The following is a 21,432-nucleotide window of genomic DNA, read 5'->3' as shown; positions in this document are numbered from 1 at the left end:
AACAACTCCCGTGGGTATCGGCCCGTACGCTATCTTGCTCCGTATATAAGTCGCGCACCTGCTACACGTCATCCTGTAGCGCATATACATGAACCGTGCGATTGCCGGGATCGACGATCCAATATTCCTGTACGCCGTATTTCTGATTCAGATTACACTTCTCATTGAAATCCTTGAACGCCGTTGAAGGAGACCGCACTTCGATAATCATCGTCCGAGCGCCGTGACAGCCGTTCTTGGAGATCTGATTTTTGGAACACACCACCGATAGATCCGGCTGTATCACATGATCAGGATTATTATATTGATCGCTCTCGCTGAAGAACACGTCGAACGGTGCGATAAACACATAGCAGTTCCGATTCTGCATGTGCGTTCGAAGCGCATAATGCAGCTCACCTACAACAAACTGATGAAGGGCAGTCGGAGCTGGCGACATGTTATATGCCTTGCCGTTAATTAATTCCCATGCCCCGTCCCATGACAACCAATCTTGATACGTGTGCTGCTTCTTCTCATCCGAATTGGACATTGTGGATTTACCTCCTTCGGATTTATCACTGATACTGCTTATCTATAACTTCCCTTGTTTAATCTGTTCGATGATTTCGTCCGTCGTAAAAATCTTACCTTGCCTTATATCTTCATCGGATTGTTCTATCGATTGACGTAGGTCTAGGTCAGAATCAAGTACGTCTATGAACCACTGCAACGCGCCCGATTTCTTATCCATTGTCGCAACCTCCTTCGAGATACTTGTGTGAAAATCTGGTTGCGTGTACATGAATTATAACACATATTGCTTCGATTTCTTAATGTTTAGCTAATACAACCTATATATAGATATATCACGTGAGATTATCCGCGACCAATCGCATACGCACATGTAAATGGCGGTTTCCCATACCTTGTCGTGAAAAATGGCGATTATTTAAACAACGGAGAGCTTTATTTATATCATCAATTCTGGATTTGAAATATGTAGAGCGAACGCTGCCTTATGTTTATCAGCTATGGGAGAAGTCCGTGTACTTGGAGACCTTTATAGAGGATAAAGCTTTGTTGTTTATGAATGATGGGAAGAAGGTTAGTCGGAAGTTCTAATTAGTATAGCAAAACAACCAGGGTTGCTAAGCAGCCCTGGTTGTTTTGCTATACTATACAGTTGGTATTGAATCATTCACATCATTTGTCCTCAGCTTACCACTAAATGCGTACATAAGTATTGATTGTTCCAGTTTCTCTAGATAATTATATTTTCCAAGCCTCTCTATCAATTTCTGTTCCATATGCCAAAATGAATCTAAAACTTGGACTATCTCAATTTGCTCTTCAAATGAAGGTAGCAGAAAAGGCATTTTCTTTATAGTCTCAGCATTAATATTTGGTTGCGTAATTGCAGTAGTACCTAACCCCATCATTTTTTGACCTTTTGGCGACATCAAATAATAAAACATAAATCTTGTATTTACTTGTTCTATAAAACGAAATCTTATCAAGTAGGCACTAGGCACAGCTAAATATTCTTCATTAAAAACTGCCATAGTCCCAATGCTTCCAGTTCGAGTGACTAGAAGATCTCCTTTTTTTAGACGAAACTTATCAATATTCTTCTCACCGATAACCACCTTTGGTGGATCTTTTAATATGATCTCACCGTTTTTCGTCATGTCAGTTGTTCTAATTGTCGGTATCCCTTCAAATGAATACTCGTTCTTACCAAATCGAGGACCGTAGAATGATTCTGAGCATACATTCCCTATCGTCGTACTCTCCCAATTTTGTTCAACCGTTCCAAAACTCTCTTGCCGCCACTTCTCCGTCAATTCCCCACGAAAAGCCTTGTCCAAAATAGCCGCTCGACGAAGTTCAAACGTTGCTTTGGCTTCTTCAATTAATTGTTTGGCTTGATTGATTTTGGTCAAGAGTCTTTCGACTTTGTCAACAATTCGTTTCTGTTCATTTAATGGTGGGAGTGGAATCGGACTAGATTTCAACGTTTTTAAATATACTCCCTTTTGCGCCGTTCCTTTTGCATTTAATTTCAAGAAATTTTGAAAGGCAGGAGATTGCATATAATGTTTAAGATATGCGTTGTTTTCAAATCGTGTTTTAATTAATGCAACACTGCGTTGTAAAGCAAAAGGCAAATGTTCTGCTTGTACAATTGCACTTCTTCCAATTGTTCCAACGATAGTAAGTAATACATCTCCTTCAGAGACGGGGGTTCTCCTATTTTCTAACTCGAAGTCTGTCTTAGTAATAAATCTATCGGTATCTAAAGTTATCGTGTTATTAATAACGTTTTTACCACTCAGCATTGGAATTCCATCAGTTTGTTTTGGTGGTGGATTATGTGAACCATCAGATATCAATTTTGAAATTGATGAGAGCCGTACCCAAACCCAATTCCCCGGCACCTCATAAGGCTGCTCCTCTACTGGCACCAAAGCCTCTTCCAGCAACTCTTCCCGCGACTTCGCTTTCTTTTTACTCATCGCCGTACACCCCGGATGCTTCTGCGACTTTCGCAAACTCTGAATTCTGCTGTTCGTACCTGTTCTTACGCTCATGCTGCTCCTTACCATTGACTTCTTCATCGCTATCCGGTTTTGCGTCAATTGCCTTCAACTCAGCAACAACTTCGCCAAGCAGCGCAAGTGCTTCCTCCAGCTTCCCCATAGCTTCCTCTGCAGATGCAACAGGATCAGGCAGGTTGTCATATGCAGACAGTGACTCGTCGGCAATCAAGCCTATATCCAGGCTATCACCCTTCTTCCGAATATCCTCACGTGTAAATACATTCCATCGCTCATCTTCTACCTTGGTACGATCCTCAGCGATATAAGCCGCCACAAACGCATCAAAATGCCCAACCGTCAGCGGAGCACGCTTGCCGAAGCTTGGCATATTCGTACGCAGATCGTATACCCATACGTCCTTCGTGCTGTCCTTATCCGTCTTCTCACGCGTGAAGAACAAGACGTTAGTCTTAACACCCTGTGCGTAGAAAATACCGGTCGGCAGGCGCAAAATGGTATGCAGATTGCACTTGTCCATCAAGTCCGCACGAATCTTAGCGCCAACGCCACTCTCGAACAGTACGTTATCCGGCAAGACAACTGCCGCACGAGCTTTACCATTCGCCTTCAAGGCACGATAAATATGCTGAAGGAAGTTCAGCTGTTTGTTCGTCGTCGTGAACGTCAAGTCGTCACGCGTCGGACGTTCGCCGCCCTGCTTCGTCCCGAATGGCGGATTCGTCAGGATGACGTCGAAGTTCTTCAAGATCGCCCCATCGTCGGACAGCGTATCGCCAAGCATAATTTCTCCTTCAATATCGTGGAGCAGCGCATTCATCATCGCCAGACGATGCGTATCTTTTACCAGCTCAACGCCGGAGAATGCCTGATACTTCTGGAATTCGGATTCCTTCTGCCCCAGGTCGAAATGATCGTCAGTCTGACTGCGGATATGACGATCTGCCGCAATCATGAAGCCGAACGTCCCTGCTGCGGGGTCATTGCAGCGTTCGCCAGGCTGCGGATCAACCAGCTTAGTGATCACATCAATGAGCGGACGCGGTGTGAAGTATTGTCCCGCTCCCGACTTCGTCTCGCTGGCGTTCTTCTCCAGCAATCCTTCGTACAGATCGCCGAGACCTTCTTCCTTTGCACTGTACCAGTCGAGCTGATCGATAGACGTAATGATTTTCTCCAGGTTTTTCGGCTCATTGATGTTGGAGGTAGCATGCATATAGATCTGTTTTACCGTCTCATTGCCTTCGTTGCCAAGATCAAGCAGCAATTGACGGTAATGCTGTTGAAGCGCCATCCCATGACGCTCCGTCAGCGAGTTCCAGCGATACTGCTCCGGTAGAATACTTTCCTTGTTGGTTTCCTTCATCATCTTCAGGAAGAGCACATACGTCAGTTCCGTTACATATTGATGATACGTAATGCCGTCATCCCGCAGTACGTTACATAAGTTCCATAGCTTCTGTACAATATCCTGATTTCCCATTTACGCGTAATCCCTCTTTCGCGGTGTATATAATGCGGTATTTATTGTATTTACAATATTGTCCATCTCACCGTCAAAAATCTTATTCAGCTGCTTGTAGCCGCCTTTGCTCTTGAACGGTTCTACCTCAAAAGCTTTCTCCGGATTCGGGTCTAACACCGATTCTTGAAGCAATTGCTTCTCAATTCGTTTCAACCAGTCCTTTTGAACCTTAGACCAGACTCTCATATCATATATTTTTTTCATGGCGCCTTCAATCCGCTCTTCATGACTAATTAATGGGTCGCCGAGCGCCTGCTGACGGATGAAGCTAATAATGTCCGCTGCAATATCCTCGTTCTTCGCATCCCGCCATGCCGCCTGCAGCATGATCTCGGAATACCCCTTCTGGTCAAGCTCTACCCGCAGCTTACGCAGCTCCTCTCTTGTAAGGTCATTCGGGCGGGTGCAAATTATCGTAAGAGCCGGAATAAGGTTCAAATTCTCTGTAATAAAAGCATGGAACCCCTCAAGGTAATCCTCCGGTCGATCGGCCTCGCCATACCCCCGTGAGGTAGAGAGCAGCTTATCTTCATGCTCCGAAATATAAATCCGGTGTCCCCTGCCGCGATTCTCATCGATAAAAGCAACCAGAGGCTTCTTCGCCTGCAGATCTGCGCTTGCTTGCAGCGCGCTCACGCTCTTCAAGTCGTCAATAAACGTATCAATGCTCATCCCGCCGGACAGCGCCTTGAAGTCGTCGTGGTCCTTCTGCGTCCAGGTACGCTTCTTGCGCTGCATTTTGGCAATGATCTGATCCTTATGCGGCTTGCCCCGCTCTTCGTCTTCCAGCTGTGCAAGCTCGCTCGCCAGTACATCCAGCGATACCGTGGGCTTTGTAACTACCGGCTTCATATCTGTGTACGGTTTCAACGTTTCATAGATGCCAACGGCATCATAGATCATGAAATGATCCTTGCCAATCTCGTCGCAACGTCTCGTCGCTCTGCCCAGCATCTGCTCAAACAGAATCCGGGAACGTACGCGGCGCAGGAATACAAGATTCGTAATGCTTGGAATATCTACGCCTGTGGTCAGCAAATCGACTGTTACGACGATGCTTGGCAGCCTTTCATTTTTGAACAGCTTGATCGCATGCAACGGATCTTTGATTGAACCGGTAATTTTGAGCACGGCATTGTCGTCTACCGCCCCATATGCCTTCTCCAGCTCTTCCTTGAATATCCGTACGACCATATCCGCATGATCGTCCGTCGCAGCGAATATAAGCGTCTTTCCTTCTGATTCCGGATCTATATACTTCGTCAGCTCTTCCAAAATGACGCGGTTGAAATTTTCTGTAATGACCCTTTTATTGAACTGCGTCACTTCCAGATTAATTTCATCCTGCAGTTGCTCCTTCTCAATATCGCCGGAGGAGATGTCATAGACCGCGACCTCTTCACCAACCTGCCATTTGATCCCATGCTTCTTCAATTGGGTCTCGAATTGCATCGGAGGCTCGTGGTCGATAAGCCACCCATCGATGACCGCTTCACGGTAAGAATAATTAAGGACTGGACGACCGAAAATTTCAACCGTATGCAAGGCCGGCGTAGCCGTCAATCCAATTCGGACCGCATCGAAATAGTCCAGCACCTTGCGGTATTTGCTCACATAATCTTCGTGGTCGCGGAACTCCAGCTCCAGCTCGGACATCTCCTTGTCCAGCGTATAGCCGCGATGGGCTTCATCGACGATAACACAGTCATATTGATCAACAGAAGGAATATCCGCCTCGTCAGATTCATTATAAAAGATGCGTTTAACCATCCCTTGTACAGTAGCGATCTGCACCTTGGTTTCTGGATTCGGCTTCTTGTCATCCAGCGTCTGAAGCTCAAAAATCTCCGTAAACGAATGATAGCTCTCCAGCTTGGAGTCTTTAAATGCTGCCTCCGCTTGGCGTCCAAGCGCCGAACGATCGACAAGGAACAGGATACGCTTGAAGCGGTTATGCTTGATCAGACGATAAATTAGTCCGATTGCCATACGTGTCTTCCCTGTGCCGGTCGCCATCGCCAGCAAAATGCTGCGCTGTCCGGTGTCAATCGCTCGCTCGACAGACAGGATGGCATCCTCTTGATAAGGACGCAGCTTCAAATAATCCAACGTCTCGTCTCGCAGATCCTTAGCAGCTTGCTCCGCGTCCTGCTTAAGCAAGTCTTTCAGACCTTGCGGCGAGTACCACGCCTGCAGAGGGCGCGGATGGTTCGTCGGTTTGCGAGCGTCAAGGAACCAAATGCCGGACATCTGCTTCAATTGTTCCAGATAAGGGCGACCATTTGTAGAGAACAGGAAAGGAACCTGATAGTTACCCCAAGGTCCATGAATGATTTCATCCCCATGTCGCACAACCTGCATCGCATACTTTTTAGCTTGATCGATGTCCGCTTCTACGTTCTTATTGATCCGTTTCGCTTCTACAATGCCGACTAACTCTAGTCCACAGAACAGGGCATAGTCTGCAACTCCAGTCTTTAGAGCCCATTCTGCGATTGCGATATGGCGTCCTTTTTCCGGACGAGTGCCTAGTCCATAACGCAGCGTCTGGGAGTCGGCTTCCCAGCCGGCTTGTCGCAGCTTCTCATCGATAATAAGCCGAGTCTCGGCTTCAGTCAGCTTAAAGGCGCTCCCCGCCTGCTTCGACTTCGTATGACGTTTCTTCTTGTCCTCTTGCGTCACGTTCGTCTGCTGCTGGCGAAGGGCCGTCAGCTCCTGCTGAAGCTGCGCCACCTTCTCTTCATATGCTTCTGTAAGCTGATTCAGCTGCTCTTCATTGCCAGCGGTATCCAGCTGCTCGACTGGCTCTATATATTCGGGCGCTTGGAAGTTCCAATCGCCATACACCTGCATGAACCAGACGCTTAGCCGGAATGCCAGTAACGTCAGAGCTTGCGCTTCACGAGTTGAACCGTATCCCGATTCATGAACCGCTTTGTTTCCGATTTTACGGAGGGTGTGCAGATAGTCTACTATTTCGTCGGAGATGAGATCGTCCCGCTTCAATTGCGACAAACGTTCGACTTGCGTAAGTTCCTTCGTCTCGTCCATCTCTTCCATTGCACATATGTATTTGGTTAATGTCTCGCCGAACATACGAAGTTTGATCAAAGAAGTATTCGGATCGACAAACAAATTGCGCTCAGCCATCTCCCCAAGGTCTGATAAGATCTCCCAGCGGTTATGCAAGAACTCAAAGTTGCCAGTCATTCAGAAGCACCTCGATACTTAGTTGATATCATTCACTTATCATCATTCGAGATGAACACGCAAAAACCTTTATTCCCAGCCAGAAATACACATATCCCCACCCCGTCCATCATACATATGGTATGAATCGCATTTATTCGTACGGAGGGATGAGAGATGAACGGGGATGACATACGCGAGCTGGAACGCGCAATTGCGGAAATAACGGAAATCGCGCAAGGGTTCGGCCTTGATTTCTATGAGATGAGATATGAGATCTGTCCCGCAGACATCATTTACACATTCGGCGCTTATGGCATGCCGACCCGGTTCAGCCACTGGAGCTTCGGGAAGAGCTTCCATAAGATGAAGACGCAATACGACTTCGGCCTCAGCAAAATATACGAGCTCGTCATCAATTCTAACCCTTGCTACGCCTTCCTGCTGGAGGGCAACTCGCTCATTCAGAACAAGCTGATCGTCGCGCACGTACTGGCCCACTGCGACTTCTTCAAGAACAACGCCCGCTTCGGCGTATCCAACCGCAATATGGTGGAGAGCATGTCGGCTACGGCAGACCGTATCCATCAATACGAGCTTGAACACGGTACGCTGAAGGTGGAGCGGTTCATCGACGCCATCCTGTCCATTCAGGAGCATGTTGATCCCACCATCGTGAAGCCCTACCAGCTTGATAAGAAACGGTATATCGAAATGATGCGGAAGGATCATGAGCGCGCAAGCAAAAACGATAAGGCAACCAAATACGATGAGTTGTGGGAGCTGGACGAAGAGGCGACCGCCGAACGCGCTGCGCGCAAGGAAGCTGAGGCAGCTGAGGCGAAGCGGTTCCCGCCGCGACCGGAGAAGGATATCATCTGGTTCATCGAGGAGTACTCTCCCATCCTGGAGGACTGGCAGCGCGACATCATGTCTATGCTTCGGGATGAGATGCTGTACTTCTGGCCGCAGATCGAGACGAAAATCATGAACGAAGGCTGGGCTTCCTATTGGCATCAACGCATCATTCGAGAGATGGATCTCACGAGTGATGAGACGATCGAATTCGCCAAGCTGAACTCATCGGTCGTCGTACCGTCGCGCAATACGCTGAATCCGTATTATTTGGGCTTGAAGATATTCGAGGATATTGAGAAACGATGGGACAATCCGACAGAAGAGGAGATATTGCGTTTCAACCGGAAGCCCGGCAAGGGGAAGGAGAAAATTTTCGAAGTGCGCGAAATGGATTCCGATATTTCCTTCTTGCGCAACTATTTGACGAAGCAGCTGGTGGAAGACCTGGATCTCTACATATTCGAGAAGAAGGGTCCGGAATGGAAGATCACTGACAAGGCATGGGAGCATGTTCGCGACCAGCTCGTCTATAGCAGGGTTAATGGCGGATTCCCGACGCTGCTCGTCAAGGAAGGGGACTTCAATCGCGCTGGCGAGCTCTACCTTACTCATCAATATGAAGGAACCGAGCTGGATTTGAAATATGTGGAACGCACACTGCCCAATGTCGTTCAACTGTGGGGCAAGCCGGTGCATCTGGAGACGATGGTGGAGGACAAAAAAATCGTATTCAGCTGCGACGGCAACAAAACGAGCAGAAAGTTCGTATAAACCTCTTCCGTTAGAACTTACCACCTTGTTGATAAGCCAATAATCGCATAACCCCCTCCTGAAATGCTCATCATAAACCGGAAACCACTACAACTTCAGGAGGGTAATCACGCATGAAGAAAACAGCATTGATTTTGTTCCTATTCGCTTGCCTTGCCATCGTTACGACTCTGCCTGCCGATCACGCTCACGCTAACCGAACCGATAAGATGGATGTGAACATGAATCGCGCAGACGACATGCTGACTGGCAAAGACAATTACCGCACGAACAATATGAACAATGGCACGAATATGTCAAAAAATAACATATACCCCAATGGCAATCGATTCGGCACCAACAACTATAACGCTTATGACAATAATCGCATGTACGATAACAATATGCGCAACAATGCGAATAACGGCAATTACAGAGGCTTAACGACCGATCGGAACGACAACGGCTTCGGCTGGGGCTGGCTCGGTCTGCTCGGCTTGATCGGCCTCGCCGGCCTTCGCGGTAGAGACCGCGAGCGCACCTAAGCGACATCGCCTATAAGGAAGAGCAACAGAGCTGCTATGCATGCATCAGCAGCTCTGTTGCTCTCTTACCTTTGCCTTTATCGTACCCGCCTGTCCATCTTGGTCATTCGTCCGTCGATTTGCTGAATAAGCCAGCCGATGTCATTCATTAAGCCGCTCTCGCCATTAGCCATATGCGCATGCTTGTCCGTCGCTTCCTTAATTCGCTCGCGAAGATCAGGGTCCGCTGTCACATAATAATTGTACTCCGCATACTGCCATTTCAAGGCAGAGTATACTTGTTGCTCAAGCATTTTTACCTTGCCTGGGTCATTGGCATGTATTCCAACCACGACATCGTTATTGTACATCAACACATCCGCATGATGAACGCCCGACACATGCTCCGCTATCGTTGCCAACTGGCTGCCATTGATGCGTCCTTCTGGCTGGGACAAGGGCCTCCAGCCATGCTTGCGCGAGCGGGTACGCTGGTCGCTGGGCTTGGCAGGCAGCTGGCCATAAGGTTCAATCGTATCTCCGTCGGCATCTCGTTCGAAGCCGTAATCATTGCCGGCAGCGCCCGAGCAGCCGGTCGCACTTCCCAGCAATACTGCAGTAAGCACGGCATAACATATCCATCGTGCTATTCCAGTCCTCATCTATATGCACCTCCGTATATGCTTTAACATTTACAGAGCCGGTTATTTTATGCATGAGAGGAATGGAACGACACGCGGAAGCCGGCGGATCATGATCTGTTGCATCACAACCCACCGGTTATTCGTCCAGGATCTTGATTATCGGTTAAGCAGACTGCCTACATAACGCAGCAACTCGTTGGAGCAGACCGGACAGTAGCCATGCTCGTCAATTAGCCGCTTGGTTACTTCATTAATGCGTTTCAACTGGCTTTCATCCGGAGTCTTCGTGGAGGTCGTAATTTTGACGATATCTTTCAGGTCGGTGAACAGCTTCTTCTCCACCGCTTCCCGAAGACGTTCATGACTTGTGAAGTCGAATTTCTTCCCCTTCCTGGAATACGACGAGATCCGGATAAGTATTTCCTCGCGGAACGCTTTTTTGGCATTCTCCGATACGCCAATCTGCTCTTCGATCGATCGCATTAGCCGCTCGTCAGGGTCCATTTCCTCTCCTGTTAGCGGATCTTTAATTTTCGACCAGTTGCAATAGGCTTCGATATTGTCCAGATAGTTCTCGAACAAGGTGCGCGCCGACTCCTCGAAGGAATAGACGAACGCCTTCTGAATTTCCTTCTTGGCCAATGTATCGAATTCCTTGCGCGCCACAGAGATATAATTCAGGTAGCGCTCCCGCTCTTCCTTCGTGATGGAGGGATGCTGGTCAAGTCCTTCCTTCAGCGCACGCAGCACGTCAAGAGCGTTAATGCATTGCATGTCATGCTTGATCAGAGCGCTGGATATTCGATTGATAACATAGCGGGGATCGATGCCGGACATGCCCTCTTCCATGTATTCATTTTGCATTTCCTTCAGATCCGCTTCCTTGAAGCCTTCCACTTCCTGCCCATCATACATGCGCATTTTTTTGACCAGATCCATCCCCTGCTTCTTCGTCTCCTTCAGTCTGGTCAGAATTGAGAAGATGGCGGCGGCGCGCAGTGCATGCGGCGCAATATGAATATGACGCATATCGCTCTGCGAGATCAGCTTGGAGTAGATTTTTTCCTCTTCCGATACTTTCAGATTGTATGGGATAGGCATCACAATCATCCGCGATTGCAGCGCTTCATTCTTCTTATTGCTAATGAACGATTTGTACTCCGACTCGTTCGTATGGGCGACGATCAGCTCATCGGCGCTAATTAATGCGAATCTTCCCGCCTTGAAGTTGCCTTCCTGCGTCAGTGACAGCAAGTTCCACAAAAATTTCTCGTCGCACTTGAGCATCTCCTGGAATTCCATCAGTCCGCGATTCGCCTTATTCAGCTCGCCGTCGAAGCGGTACGCTCTGGGATCGGATTCCGATCCGAATTCTGTAATGGTGGAGAAGTCGATGCTTCCCGTCAAGTCTGCAATATCCTGGCTCTTGGGGTCCGACGGACTGAAGGTGCCGATTCCGATTCGGTTATCTTCCGAGATGAATACCCGTTCCACGAGCACTTCTTGAATATTGCCGTCATATTGCGTCTGCAGCCTCATCTGGCAAGATGGACACAGATTCCCTTCTATACGGACACCTAGCGCCTCCTCTATCTCGGGCCTAAGCTCCTGAGGAATCAAGTGCAGCGGCTCCTCGTGCATGGGACAATCCTTTATGGCATATACTGCGCCTCTCTGCGTTCTGGAGAACTTCTCCAGCCCTTTCTTCAGCATCGTGACAATTGTGGACTTGCCGCCGCTGACCGGCCCCATCAGCAACAGTATACGCTTACGTACATCAAGACGACGAGCAGCCGAATGGAAGTACTCCTCCACCAGCTTCTCCACCGCTCGGTCGAGCCCGAATATTTCCTGTTCAAAAAATTTATACTTGCGTTGTCCCCCCGTCTCTTCCACACCATAGGATTCAATCATCTCGTATACACGTGCATGTGCCGTCATGGCCGGGGAAGGATCCTTGCTTAGCTGCTCGATGTATTCCCTGAAGGTTCCCGTCCACGCCAGTCTGTCGCTCTCTTCCTGATATTCCGATATCCGCTTAAAAATGTCCATGCTGTGCCTCCTCCCAACGCTTTGCGCCTTACGCTATTCACTCTCCGCTCGGGAGATTCCCGCTTCCCTATTGCACGACATCATCAAATCTGAAGTATTACAAGTCTATGCGTATACGAGCCTGAAGTTGCCCAATATTTTATGCTGCGTTCCCACAATAATCGACATAACCACCCTTCCCTTTGCTATAATGATGAATGAAATTGACCGACTTGCTTGCGATCGGAGAGGGGATAGACAGATGGCCGTTAAACGAGAAGAGGAGCTGTATGAACCGATCAAGCAGCACTTCGAAGGACAGGGGTATGACGTGAAGAGCGAGGTGCTGAGCTGTGATCTCGTCGCGGTGCATAAGGATACAGGCGCAATGATCATCGTCGAGATGAAAAAAACGTTCAATCTCGCGCTGCTTCTGCAGGGAGTTGAACGTCTTCGCCTGAATGGCGATGTGTTCCTGGCGGTAGAGCGCAACAGAAAGAAGAGCGGCGCGCATAATCAGCGGTTCAGCGATCTGGCGGAGCTGTGCCGCATGCTGGGCATAGGACTCATGACTGTAACATTCTATAAAACCAAAGCGCCCGTACTGGACATTCTGTGCGAGCCCGGCGACCTCCCGGTTCGAGGCAATCGCGTGAAGCAGCGCTCGCGTCTGCTGTTGGAATTCAAGGAGCGTAGTGGCGATTATAATACTGGAGGCAGTACAGGACGCACGCTTATGACCGCCTATCGAGAGAAAGCGCTACGCTGCGCCTATACGATCGACAAGCTAGGGCCCTGCTCACCAAGGCAATTAGTGAAAGCGACCGGCTATCGAAGATGCGGCGACATGCTGCGGCACAATTACTACGGCTGGTTCCAACGCATCCAGCGGGGGAAATACGGCTTGCTGCCGCCCGGAGCGGACGCTCTGAAAGAGCACGGCCATGTCATCGAGGAATGGGCCTCTACCTTCAACGCCGAGCCGTGAATTCCGCTATTGCTTCCATGAGACGCTGTATGCCGGAAGCGTTCACTCTTGCGGAATGGGCGGCAAAATTCAGCCGTGCCGTATTCCGCTTCCCCCTGTGCACGTAACATGATGCGCCAGGATGAAAGGTGACGCCTTTCATGCGGGAAGCTCGCAGCAGCGCATCCGCATCCAGCCCTTCCGGCAGCTCCAGCCACAAATATATGCCGCCCTCCGGCAGCGTCCAATTCAGATCCGTCATGTTCGCCCGGCGCAGCTCCCGATCCATAGCCATCAGCCTCTTTCTTCTGTCGAGGGCTGCCTGCTCCAAGCCGTGCTGTACAATCACTTGCTTCAGGTAACGGTACGCTATAGTTTGTGCGATCGTATCCACGCCTCCCTGCCTCGCGTCATGCAGCGCGGCGAGCATATGCTCATCCGGCGAAGCGATCCAGGCGGAACGCACCACGGGAGCGAGCGTGTCCGTCAAGCTGCCGACTTGTACGATTGTCGGGCGTTCTCCACTATGGCCCATAGCAAGCGCAAGCAAGGAAGGATATACCTGCCGATAATCGCTTTGAAATCCTGTATGCCCATAGAGATCGTGCTCCACAATCGTGACGCCGTATGCCAAGCACAGCTGCAGCACCTTTCTTCTGCGCGCCAGGCTCCAGCTCCTTCCTGTCGGATTGCGGAAGTCAGGCATCGCCAGCATCAACCTCGGGCGATGGCGCACGATAAGTCGCTCAGCCTGCTCCGCGTCGATGCCTTCCCCGTCACTGTCTGCAGCGGCAATAAGAAGCCCCAGCCGCTTGCAAGAGGAGATCATGCCGTCATCGGCAGGCTGCTCCAATAATACATAATCTCCGGGAGCAGCAAGCGTGCGAAGCAGCATTTCCACCGTCTCTCCCGTTCCTTCCGTGAATAGTAGATGCTCTGGCTTTGGCTTCACCTCCGCGCCTTCAGTACTGATGAGGTCGCCAACGAGCCTGCGGTAAGGTATCAGTTCTTCCCATTCCGAATGGTTGCGTCCTATCCCCGGCTCTGACCACACTCCAAGCGCAATCTCCTTCAGTTTTGCAATTTCCGTTCGTTTCATTGGCAATTGGTGCCCTTCGAATGAGCATACGGCTCTCTTATCGTCCATACCTTCATTCCCCCTCCCTATTACATGTATCCGTGCCGTTAACAATGTGTTCACAACTTTTCACGTTTTCTTTTCGGTCAACGTTGGGTATAATAGACATAGCTAACTTGGAGGTGTCGAAGCAATGGGATTGACTTTCTGGATTGTGATGACTGTGTTTGTACTATTTATCGGTGCCATTTTAACCAGCTCTTACAATGACGACCAGACATCCGGACTGTAAGCGGTTCATAGGCGACAACACAGAAAGAAGCTCCCCGTACCTTCATGGTAAGGGAAGCTTCTTTTTCTCATATCGCCATACTTTGGGCTGTAACATAAGGAGGGCAGAGCCCTCAGCTTACGTTAGCGCTTCAGATAGCCCATCTCCTCCATGCATGCTCCGCATACATAGCGCTCCTTGAATTCCTTCACTTCATCCATCGAACCACAAAATACGCATTTGGGACGGTATCTTTCAAGGATGATATGATCACCCTGAACGAATATTTCAACAGGATCGCCCTCATTCATCAAATAACGTTTTCGTAATGATTTCGGAAGCACAATTCGTCCAAGCTGGTCTACCTTTCTAACAACACCTGCTGGTTTCATCACTTTCACCTCTTTATGCCTGAATTTGTAAGTATTATTTTGAGAAACCTGTGCGATATTAACTTTTCGACAACGGCTGCTAAATTCCTTCTTCTGCTCACTAATTTGTAATTTTCATATAATTACTTCAAATTAACAAAACCATTTTGCCGAAGCGCTTCAAATAATACAATTGCAGCTGAATTTGACAAATTAAGGGATCTCACTTTGTCCGTCATCGGCATCCGAATGCATGTGTCCAGATTCTCGTCTATCAACGATTGAGGCAGCCCCTTCGTCTCTTTTCCGAACACAAAGAAATCACCGTCTCTATACTGGAAATCCGAATAAACCTTGCTTGCTCGCGTGCTTGCGTAGAAGAAGCGGCCCTCCGCATACTGCTTCTGCAACTCCTGAAAGGAATCGTGGTAATGCACCTGCACAGCATGCCAATAATCCAGTCCCGCCCGCTTGAGAGTTCGGTCGTCTGTATGGAAGCCGAGCGGCCTTACCAGATGCAGATGCGCTCCCGTCGCGGCGCATGTTCTTGCAATATTGCCCGTATTGGCCGGGATCTCTGGTTCTACGAGCACAATATGGAATGCCATAGTGGAATCCTCCATCCTTCTATTGCTTCTATTCCCTATATATTCACGATTTTACACTGGCTTTACTTACCGTTAATCTTCTGCATAATTATTGCCCCCATAATAGGATGCATACTAGGTGACAAAGGAGATTAATTGATGCGAAAAAAAATACTGGTTGTGGATGACGAGCCCTCCATCTCCATGTTGATTGATTTCAATTTAAAGCTCGCTGGTTACGATGTAAAATGCGTTGATGACGGTGAAGCCGTATTCGATATGCTCCGTACATTCCGCCCGGACTTGATCGTACTGGATCTGATGTTACCGAAGATGGACGGTATTCAGGTGTGTCGGGAATTGCGCAAGCAGAACAATGCCGTCCCCATTATCATGCTGACCGCTCTTCAGGACGTGACAGACAAAATCGCCGGACTCGACAATGGAGCCGACGATTATATGACCAAGCCCTTCAGCCCGCAAGAGCTCATCTCCCGAATCGGTGCGCTCTTCCGCCGGTTGCAGTCACTGCCGGGAGCCGCAGATGAAACGACATATACGATCGGCCAATTAACCGTTCAGGTAGAGCAGCGCGAGGTTCGAATCGGGGGAAAACCGATTGAACTTACGCCCAAGGAATTCGAGCTGCTGCACTTCCTGTGCCGCCACAAGGGGAAAGTGTTAAGTCGCCAGCAGTTGCTGCATGGCGTGTGGGATTACCACTTTCTCGGCGACACGCGGATCGTCGATGTTCATATTAGTCATCTTCGAGACAAAATTGAAAAGAACGCGCGTACCCCGGAATATATTATGACCGTTCGTAATGTAGGTTACAAGATGCATATCCCCAGCTACAACGAATCTTCATTGGCATAAGGGCGGGTACGATGCCCATGCAAGAAGACCGCCCTTCCTTCGTTCTCGACGAGGCAAGGGCGGTCTTGTTCCCGGAAGTACGGTCTGATTAACCGTGACGCTGCTGGAAGTCCGCCATGAATTGCACCAGCGCCTTGCAGCTCTCTAGCGGCACGGCGTTGTATGTCGAAGCACGAAGACCGCCGACATCGCGATGACCCTTCAGGCCGACAAAGCCTTCTTGCTCCGATTCCTTAACGAACAGCTTCTCCAGCTCTTCGCTCCCCATTCGGAACGTGATATTCATGACAGAACGGCTACCCGCATCGGCACAGCCCTTATAGAATCCGCCGCTATTGTCAATTGCGTTGTAGATTAGCTTTGTCTTTTCTTTATTATATTGCTCGAGCGCTGCCACTCCACCCTTGGACTTGATCCATTCCAATACGAGCTTAACCATATATACGGCGAAGGATGGAGGCGTATTGTAGAGCGAGCTGCTCTTGGCATGGGTCGCATAGCGGAACATTACCGGAATATGTGCAGGGGCGTCTTGAATAAGCTCGTCCCGCACGATGACTACTGTAACGCCAGAGGGGCCCAGGTTCTTCTGCGCTCCGGCATAGATCATGCCGAACTGGCTGACATCAAGCGGCCGGCTCAAGATGTCGCTGGACATGTCCGCAATAAGCGGCACACTTCCGCAGTCGGGGAACTGTTGGAACTGGGTTCCGCCAATGGTCTCATTGGACGTCAGGTGAAGATACGACGCATTGTCGGGAATGACGATTTCAGACTGGCTTGGCATGCGCATATATTGCTCGGATTCGGTCGATGCGGCAATTACCGTCTCGCCGATCACTTTCGCTTCTTTAATCGCCTTGTTCGCCCATGCGCCCGTCTGAACGTATGCTGCAGGACGTCCGGGGCGAAGCAGGTTCATCGGCAGCATGGCGAATTGCGTGCTTGCCCCGCCTTGCAGCAGCAGCACATGATAACCGTCCGGAATTTGGAGTAATTCCTTGAGCAACTGCTGGGCGCTCGCGTTCACTTCCTCATACAGCTTGCTTCTGTGCGACATCTCCATAATGGACATGCCAGCACCTTGGTAATCGACGAATTGCTCCTGGGCTTGCTGCAGCACCTCTAACGGAATTGCCGCCGGCCCTGCGTTGAAATTATATGCTCTCGTCATCGCTTTCTCCACCCCTTCATCTTTGTACATAATAACGCTATAATAGCAATTTTGATCAACTTCATCAAGTCCGCCACGAACAAAACTCGAACGAATTTCTCATTTATTCAATAAATATTCGGTTTTCTCGTTAGTATATACGTCTAACTCCTACGTTTATGAACAAAAAGAGCCCTGGACGGGCTCTATTTACAAATATTGATAATAGCTGTTTACCTTATGCGATTAGCAGCCAAAGTAGAGACTGAATTCATGCGGATGAACGCGCATGTTGATCGCTTTTGCTTCGGAGCGCTTAAGAGCAACGTAGTTATCGATGAAATCTTGCGCGAATACGCCGCTTTCCGTCAGGAAGCCGGTATCTGCTTCCAGTGCGTCAAGCGCTTCGTCCAGGGAGGCTGGTACGCTGCGAATTTCTCTCTTCTCTTCTTCAGGCAGATCGTAGATGTTCTTGTCGAATGGTCCGTAGCCAAGAGCCACCGGATCAAGGTTGCGCTTGATGCCGTCCAACCCAGCAAGCAGCATCGCTGCAAATGCCAGGTATGGATTCGCAGTGGAATCCGGCGTACGGAACTCGATGCGGCAGCCCTTCGGCGTTACCGCTGCGATCGGAATACGAACTGCCGCGGAACGGTTGCCCTTCGAGAACACGAGGTTGACTGGCGCTTCATATCCAGGAACCAGACGCTTGAAGGAGTTCGTGCTTGGATTCGTGAATGCGATCAGAGCCGGAGCGTGATACAGAACACCAGCGATATAGCTCATAGCCATTTTGCTCAGGTTGGCATATTGCGTGTTGTCATAGAACAATGGTGTATCACCATCGAAAATGGATGTGTGAACGTGCATGCCGCTGCCATTGTCCCCATATAGCGGCTTGGGCATGAATGTTGCAACTTTGCCCCACTGACGTGCTACGTTGTGAACAATATATTTATATTTTAGAAGGTTGTCGGCAGTCTTCGTCAAAGTATCGAAGCGGAAGTTGATTTCCCCTTGACCTGCCGTTGCCACTTCATGGTGATGACGCTCAACGCGAAGACCGGATTCTTGCATAAGGCGAACCATCTCGCTGCGAATATCTTGTTGGGAATCTACTGGCGCTACAGGCACATAACCGCCTTTTGCAGGGATTTTGAAGCCGAGGTTGCCGCCTTCTTCTTTGCGCGCTGTATTCCAAGCGCCTTCTTCGGAATCCACTTTATAGAAGGAAGTATTCATGGAGCTCTCGTAACGAACGTCGTCGAAGATGAAGAATTCGGATTCTGGTGCGAAGAATGCTGTTGTGCCGATGCCGCAAGATTGCAGGTACTCTTCTGCCTTCTGGGCAATGCTGCGAGGGTCGCGATCGTAACGTTCGCCATCTGGAGTGTTGATGTTGCACATGATGTTCAAAGTTGGGTGAGCTGTGAAAGGATCAATAAAGGCTGTCTCAGCATCCGGCATCATAACCATGTCGGATTCTTCAATGCCGCGGAAGCCCGGAATAGATGAACCATCGAACGCAACGCCGTTCACGAATGTATCTGCATCCACCTCTGTTGCAGGCAGTGAAATATGATGCGCTCCACCCGTGAGGCTCACAAATCGAAAATCGACAAACTGAATGTTGTTTTCTTTAATTTGCTCCAAAACTTTTTGAACTGACATCTTAATTTCCTCCATTTCCGAACATTAACATGGTTTTCGACTCAAACGTTCAAGTATTTCATTATCTATGTCGTTTATTATAAAACTGCGCAATCCCAGCGTCAATAGCAATGTCAGGTATTTTTGATTTACATGTCAGGTAAACTCACGTGGACACGCTTTCATTGTAGGTAACCTCCTATTTTTTCTAAAGATTGCCATGTCTAAGCGCTACAATCCTACCTGTAGCCGAGGCCTCATCGCCTGCAGCATGCCATTCGCACACTTTCCCGCCTGCAGCCGAGGTCTCATCCCTTGCAGCATGCCATTCGCACACTTTCCCGCCTGCAGCCGAGGTCTCATCCCTTGCAGCTCGCCGAAAGACAGCGCAAGCCCTGATAGGCGCTCAATGAAAAAAAGATGGTCCGCCTCGTTCAGGCGAACCATCCTCTTCTAACTATGCTCAGTCTACTTCTTCCATTCTACAAAAGCTCCAGCAGGCTCTTTCTCTGTATTAAACTCTTTGCCTACCAGCGGAGCGAGCTGCTCAAGCTCCTTCAGCAGCTTAGCGAACTGATCAGGGAAAAGAGACTGCACCCCGTCACCCGTCATGGAATTGTCGGGATCGGTATGCATCTCGACAATCAATCCGTTGGCGCCTGCCGCTACAGAAGCCTTTGACATCGGTTCTACCAGCTCTCGGCGTCCCGTGCCGTGGCTCGGATCGGAGATGACCGGCAGATGGCTGAGCGACTGAAGAACAGGTATAGCGGACAGGTCGAGCGTATTGCGGGTATAGGTCTCGAACGTTCGAATACCGCGCTCGCATAACATGACATTGGGATTGCCTCCTGCCAGGATGTACTCCGCAGCGTTAAGGAATTCATCGTAGGTGGAGCTGAAGCCTCTCTTGAGCAGCACCGGTGTCTGAATCGTCCCTAGCTTGCGTAGCAGGTCGAAGTTCTGCATGTTGCGGGTGCCCACCTGCAAGATGTCTGCATATTCGGCGCATACATCGACGTATTCCGGCGTCATCACTTCGGTTATCGTAAGCAGCCCGTGCTTCTTGCCTGCCTCGGCCATCATCGCCAAGCCTTCTACACCGACACCTTGGAAGCTGTATGGCCCCGTTCTTGGCTTGAACGCTCCGCCGCGCAGCACTTGCCCTCCCGCCGCTTTCACCAGCCGAGCAATTTCGTCGATTTGTTCCGGTGTTTCAACGGCGCATGGTCCGCCCATAATAACGAGATTGCTCCCGCCGATTTTGACTCCTTTAATATCGATGATCGTATCATCCGGATGGAAGTCGCGACTAGCCAACTTGTAGGATTTGGACACCTTTATGACATTTTCGACGCCCTTCATGCCGCGGAGATGGTCGCCAAGAGCAGGGTCCGCTTGACCGATGATACCAATAACGGTACGGTCGGTGCCTTTAGACACATGCGCCTGCACACCTTCGTTTCTTTCTATATAGGCTACAATTTCTTCTATACGTGCATTATCAATATTGGACTTCGTAATTACGATCATGGCGATCTCTCCTTTTGTTAACATTTTACTTTATCGCTTTTATGCTTTTTGGCTTTTAAGCTTTTAGGCTTTTAGGCTTTTAAGCTTTTAATCGCTAAAGTAAATATACATGAATATCCCCTCCGCGTCAACAACGGTTTTGTTATTTTAACGTCTTGAACATTGAAATATATGTGAAACAATTGTTCAAAGTTGCTGCATAGGTTGAACAGGACGTTAAAAGCGCTTGCTTCCATCAATAGTAGGCTCCGCCTCTGCTTGCGTATGCCGCATACATTGGAACATCAAATAGACGCAATCCCACTACGCTTGTGCATGCCGCATACATTGGAACATCAAAAGAACACACTACGGCTACGCTTGTGCATGCCACATACATTGGAACATCAAAAAACTGACTTCGCCTCTGCTTGCGTATGCCACATACATTGGAGCATCAAATAGACGCAATCCGACTACGCTTGCGTATGCCGCATACACTAGAGCATCAAATAGACGCAATCCCACTACGCTTGTGCATGCCGCATACATTGGAACATCAAAAGAACACACTACGGCTACGCTTGCGTATGCCGCATACATTGGAGCATCAAAAAAACTCACTTCGCCTCTACTTGCGTATGCCACATACATTGGAACATCAAATAGACGCAATCCCACTACGCTTGTGCATGCCGCATACATTGGAGCATCAAAAAAACTCACTCCGCCTCTACTTGCGTATGCCACATACATTGGAACATCAAAAAACTGACTTCGCCTCTGCTTGCGTATGCCACATCAGTAGCGTTGCATTAAACTTGACATGGAATGTACCTCTAAAAAGTGACATTGTTACAAAAATGTTAAATATATGTGATGCATGACAGAAAAAAAGCTCCTAAA

At 49.1% G+C, this 21,432-nt stretch carries 18 protein-coding genes and 1 pseudogene; 5 read left to right on the top strand and 14 right to left on the bottom strand.

Annotated elements, in window-relative coordinates; all coding sequences use genetic code 11:
• Nucleotides 1–61 precede the first annotated feature (61 nt).
• Together ACFQ2I_RS20380 and ACFQ2I_RS20375 are read right to left on the bottom strand one after the other, a co-directional pair.
• Nucleotides 62–532, bottom strand: coding sequence for a Uma2 family endonuclease (locus ACFQ2I_RS20380; RefSeq protein ID WP_377567538.1), 471 nt, complete (start codon nucleotides 530–532; stop codon nucleotides 62–64).
• 42 nt (nucleotides 533–574) lie between these two features.
• A complete protein-coding gene (locus ACFQ2I_RS20375; protein ID WP_377567536.1) occupies nucleotides 575–733 on the bottom strand; it encodes a hypothetical protein in 159 nt (52 codons plus the stop codon).
• A gap of 109 nt (nucleotides 734–842) precedes the next feature.
• Between ACFQ2I_RS20375 and ACFQ2I_RS20370 the strand changes: the two are divergent.
• A pseudogene (locus ACFQ2I_RS20370) lies at nucleotides 843–1,104 on the top strand (stage V sporulation protein R); the annotation flags it as partial.
• A gap of 53 nt (nucleotides 1,105–1,157) precedes the next feature.
• On the opposite strand, the gene ACFQ2I_RS20365 reads toward ACFQ2I_RS20370, so the two are convergent.
• From ACFQ2I_RS20365 to hsdR, 3 genes are read right to left on the bottom strand one after another with little or no spacing between them, the layout of a single operon-like run.
• On the bottom strand, nucleotides 1,158–2,498 hold the full coding sequence (locus tag ACFQ2I_RS20365; RefSeq protein ID WP_377567534.1) for a restriction endonuclease subunit S: 1,341 nt from the start codon (nucleotides 2,496–2,498) through the stop codon (nucleotides 1,158–1,160).
• Nucleotides 2,491–4,023, bottom strand: a complete 1,533-nt coding sequence (locus ACFQ2I_RS20360) for a class I SAM-dependent DNA methyltransferase (RefSeq protein WP_377567532.1) — start codon at nucleotides 4,021–4,023, stop codon at nucleotides 2,491–2,493. Before ACFQ2I_RS20360 ends, ACFQ2I_RS20365 begins: the two co-directional genes overlap by 8 nt.
• Nucleotides 4,024–7,275 (bottom strand): type I restriction-modification system endonuclease, encoded by a 3,252-nt coding sequence (hsdR, locus tag ACFQ2I_RS20355; protein WP_377567530.1) that lies wholly within the window; start codon nucleotides 7,273–7,275, stop codon nucleotides 4,024–4,026.
• A 156-nt stretch (nucleotides 7,276–7,431) separates the two neighbouring features.
• Here hsdR and ACFQ2I_RS20350 point away from each other — a divergent pair, with 156 nt between their 5' ends.
• Both ACFQ2I_RS20350 and ACFQ2I_RS20345 read left to right on the top strand, forming a co-directional pair.
• Nucleotides 7,432–8,883: a SpoVR family protein gene (locus ACFQ2I_RS20350; protein ID WP_377567529.1), complete on the top strand. Its 1,452-nt coding sequence runs from the start codon at nucleotides 7,432–7,434 to the stop codon at nucleotides 8,881–8,883.
• A gap of 113 nt (nucleotides 8,884–8,996) precedes the next feature.
• Nucleotides 8,997–9,407 carry a WGxxGxxG family protein gene (locus ACFQ2I_RS20345; protein ID WP_377567527.1) on the top strand — a complete coding sequence of 137 codons (411 nt, stop codon included), beginning with the start codon at nucleotides 8,997–8,999 and terminating at the stop codon, nucleotides 9,405–9,407.
• A 77-nt stretch (nucleotides 9,408–9,484) separates the two neighbouring features.
• Here the strand turns inward: ACFQ2I_RS20345 and ACFQ2I_RS20340 are convergent, their stop codons facing one another.
• On the bottom strand, nucleotides 9,485–10,048 hold the full coding sequence (locus ACFQ2I_RS20340; RefSeq protein WP_377567525.1) for a YhcN/YlaJ family sporulation lipoprotein: 564 nt from the start codon (nucleotides 10,046–10,048) through the stop codon (nucleotides 9,485–9,487).
• 138 nt (nucleotides 10,049–10,186) lie between these two features.
• On the bottom strand, nucleotides 10,187–12,082 hold the full coding sequence (locus ACFQ2I_RS20335) for a PrkA family serine protein kinase (protein ID WP_377567523.1): 1,896 nt from the start codon (nucleotides 12,080–12,082) through the stop codon (nucleotides 10,187–10,189).
• A gap of 241 nt (nucleotides 12,083–12,323) precedes the next feature.
• On the opposite strand from ACFQ2I_RS20335, the gene ACFQ2I_RS20330 reads away from it, so the two are divergent.
• On the top strand, nucleotides 12,324–13,049 hold the full coding sequence (locus ACFQ2I_RS20330) for a DUF2161 family putative PD-(D/E)XK-type phosphodiesterase (protein ID WP_377567521.1): 726 nt from the start codon (nucleotides 12,324–12,326) through the stop codon (nucleotides 13,047–13,049).
• On the opposite strand, the gene ACFQ2I_RS20325 is transcribed toward ACFQ2I_RS20330, so the two are convergent.
• The 3 genes from ACFQ2I_RS20325 to trmL all read right to left on the bottom strand — a co-directional run bounded on the left by ACFQ2I_RS20325 (nucleotide 13,033) and on the right by trmL (nucleotide 15,356).
• The gene (locus tag ACFQ2I_RS20325) at nucleotides 13,033–14,175 is read right to left on the bottom strand and encodes an aminotransferase class I/II-fold pyridoxal phosphate-dependent enzyme (protein ID WP_377567519.1); all 1,143 of its coding nucleotides are present in this window, start codon (nucleotides 14,173–14,175) and stop codon (nucleotides 13,033–13,035) included. The two genes, ACFQ2I_RS20330 and ACFQ2I_RS20325, sit on opposite strands and share 17 nt — an antisense overlap.
• 345 nt (nucleotides 14,176–14,520) lie before the next feature.
• Nucleotides 14,521–14,769 carry an AbrB/MazE/SpoVT family DNA-binding domain-containing protein gene (locus ACFQ2I_RS20320; protein ID WP_262677578.1) on the bottom strand — a complete coding sequence of 83 codons (249 nt, stop codon included), beginning with the start codon at nucleotides 14,767–14,769 and terminating at the stop codon, nucleotides 14,521–14,523.
• 122 nt (nucleotides 14,770–14,891) lie between these two features.
• Nucleotides 14,892–15,356, bottom strand: coding sequence for a tRNA (uridine(34)/cytosine(34)/5-carboxymethylaminomethyluridine(34)-2'-O)-methyltransferase TrmL (gene trmL / locus ACFQ2I_RS20315; RefSeq protein WP_377567517.1), 465 nt, complete (start codon nucleotides 15,354–15,356; stop codon nucleotides 14,892–14,894).
• A 138-nt stretch (nucleotides 15,357–15,494) separates the two neighbouring features.
• Between trmL and ACFQ2I_RS20310 the strand changes: the two genes are divergently transcribed.
• Nucleotides 15,495–16,211 carry a response regulator gene (locus ACFQ2I_RS20310; protein ID WP_377567515.1) on the top strand — a complete coding sequence of 239 codons (717 nt, stop codon included), beginning with the start codon at nucleotides 15,495–15,497 and terminating at the stop codon, nucleotides 16,209–16,211.
• Nucleotides 16,212–16,299: 88 nt separating this feature from the next.
• Here ACFQ2I_RS20310 and serC read toward each other — a convergent pair whose 3' ends face one another.
• From serC to aroF, 4 genes are all read right to left on the bottom strand, one after another.
• Nucleotides 16,300–17,385: a 3-phosphoserine/phosphohydroxythreonine transaminase gene (gene serC, locus ACFQ2I_RS20305; RefSeq protein WP_377567513.1), complete on the bottom strand. Its 1,086-nt coding sequence runs from the start codon at nucleotides 17,383–17,385 to the stop codon at nucleotides 16,300–16,302.
• 225 nt (nucleotides 17,386–17,610) lie between these two features.
• Nucleotides 17,611–19,035, bottom strand: a complete 1,425-nt coding sequence (gene glnA, locus ACFQ2I_RS20300) for a type I glutamate--ammonia ligase (protein WP_377567511.1) — start codon at nucleotides 19,033–19,035, stop codon at nucleotides 17,611–17,613.
• 210 nt (nucleotides 19,036–19,245) lie between these two features.
• A complete protein-coding gene (locus ACFQ2I_RS20295) occupies nucleotides 19,246–19,461 on the bottom strand; it encodes a hypothetical protein (RefSeq protein WP_377567509.1) in 216 nt (71 codons plus the stop codon).
• 21 nt (nucleotides 19,462–19,482) lie between these two features.
• Entirely contained in the window at nucleotides 19,483–20,547 is a 1,065-nt protein-coding gene (gene aroF, locus ACFQ2I_RS20290) for a 3-deoxy-7-phosphoheptulonate synthase (protein ID WP_377567507.1), read from the bottom strand.
• Between the last annotated feature and the right edge of the window lie 885 nt (nucleotides 20,548–21,432).

Origin of the sequence: Paenibacillus chungangensis (genome assembly GCF_042675905.1) — a bacterium.
Classification (GTDB): domain Bacteria; phylum Bacillota; class Bacilli; order Paenibacillales; family Paenibacillaceae; genus Pristimantibacillus; species Pristimantibacillus chungangensis.
This window is presented reverse-complemented; position numbering and strand designations above follow the sequence as displayed.

What these genes read in the sequence shown, in the direction of transcription:
- ACFQ2I_RS20380 (WP_377567538.1), bottom strand. Translation starts at nt 532, where the DNA reads ATGTCCAATTCGGATGAGAAGAAGCAGCACACGTATCAAGATTGGTTG.
- ACFQ2I_RS20375 (WP_377567536.1), bottom strand. Translation starts at nt 733, where the DNA reads ATGGATAAGAAATCGGGCGCGTTGCAGTGGTTCATAGACGTACTTGAT.
- ACFQ2I_RS20365 (WP_377567534.1), bottom strand. Translation starts at nt 2,498, where the DNA reads ATGAGTAAAAAGAAAGCGAAGTCGCGGGAAGAGTTGCTGGAAGAGGCT.
- ACFQ2I_RS20360 (WP_377567532.1), bottom strand. Translation starts at nt 4,023, where the DNA reads ATGGGAAATCAGGATATTGTACAGAAGCTATGGAACTTATGTAACGTA.
- hsdR (WP_377567530.1), bottom strand. Translation starts at nt 7,275, where the DNA reads ATGACTGGCAACTTTGAGTTCTTGCATAACCGCTGGGAGATCTTATCA.
- ACFQ2I_RS20350 (WP_377567529.1), top strand. Translation starts at nt 7,432, where the DNA reads ATGAACGGGGATGACATACGCGAGCTGGAACGCGCAATTGCGGAAATA.
- ACFQ2I_RS20345 (WP_377567527.1), top strand. Translation starts at nt 8,997, where the DNA reads ATGAAGAAAACAGCATTGATTTTGTTCCTATTCGCTTGCCTTGCCATC.
- ACFQ2I_RS20340 (WP_377567525.1), bottom strand. Translation starts at nt 10,048, where the DNA reads ATGAGGACTGGAATAGCACGATGGATATGTTATGCCGTGCTTACTGCA.
- ACFQ2I_RS20335 (WP_377567523.1), bottom strand. Translation starts at nt 12,082, where the DNA reads ATGGACATTTTTAAGCGGATATCGGAATATCAGGAAGAGAGCGACAGA.
- ACFQ2I_RS20330 (WP_377567521.1), top strand. Translation starts at nt 12,324, where the DNA reads ATGGCCGTTAAACGAGAAGAGGAGCTGTATGAACCGATCAAGCAGCAC.
- ACFQ2I_RS20325 (WP_377567519.1), bottom strand. Translation starts at nt 14,175, where the DNA reads ATGGACGATAAGAGAGCCGTATGCTCATTCGAAGGGCACCAATTGCCA.
- ACFQ2I_RS20320 (WP_262677578.1), bottom strand. Translation starts at nt 14,769, where the DNA reads ATGAAACCAGCAGGTGTTGTTAGAAAGGTAGACCAGCTTGGACGAATT.
- trmL (WP_377567517.1), bottom strand. Translation starts at nt 15,356, where the DNA reads ATGGCATTCCATATTGTGCTCGTAGAACCAGAGATCCCGGCCAATACG.
- ACFQ2I_RS20310 (WP_377567515.1), top strand. Translation starts at nt 15,495, where the DNA reads ATGCGAAAAAAAATACTGGTTGTGGATGACGAGCCCTCCATCTCCATG.
- serC (WP_377567513.1), bottom strand. Translation starts at nt 17,385, where the DNA reads ATGACGAGAGCATATAATTTCAACGCAGGGCCGGCGGCAATTCCGTTA.
- glnA (WP_377567511.1), bottom strand. Translation starts at nt 19,035, where the DNA reads ATGTCAGTTCAAAAAGTTTTGGAGCAAATTAAAGAAAACAACATTCAG.
- ACFQ2I_RS20295 (WP_377567509.1), bottom strand. Translation starts at nt 19,461, where the DNA reads ATGGTTCGCCTGAACGAGGCGGACCATCTTTTTTTCATTGAGCGCCTA.
- aroF (WP_377567507.1), bottom strand. Translation starts at nt 20,547, where the DNA reads ATGATCGTAATTACGAAGTCCAATATTGATAATGCACGTATAGAAGAA.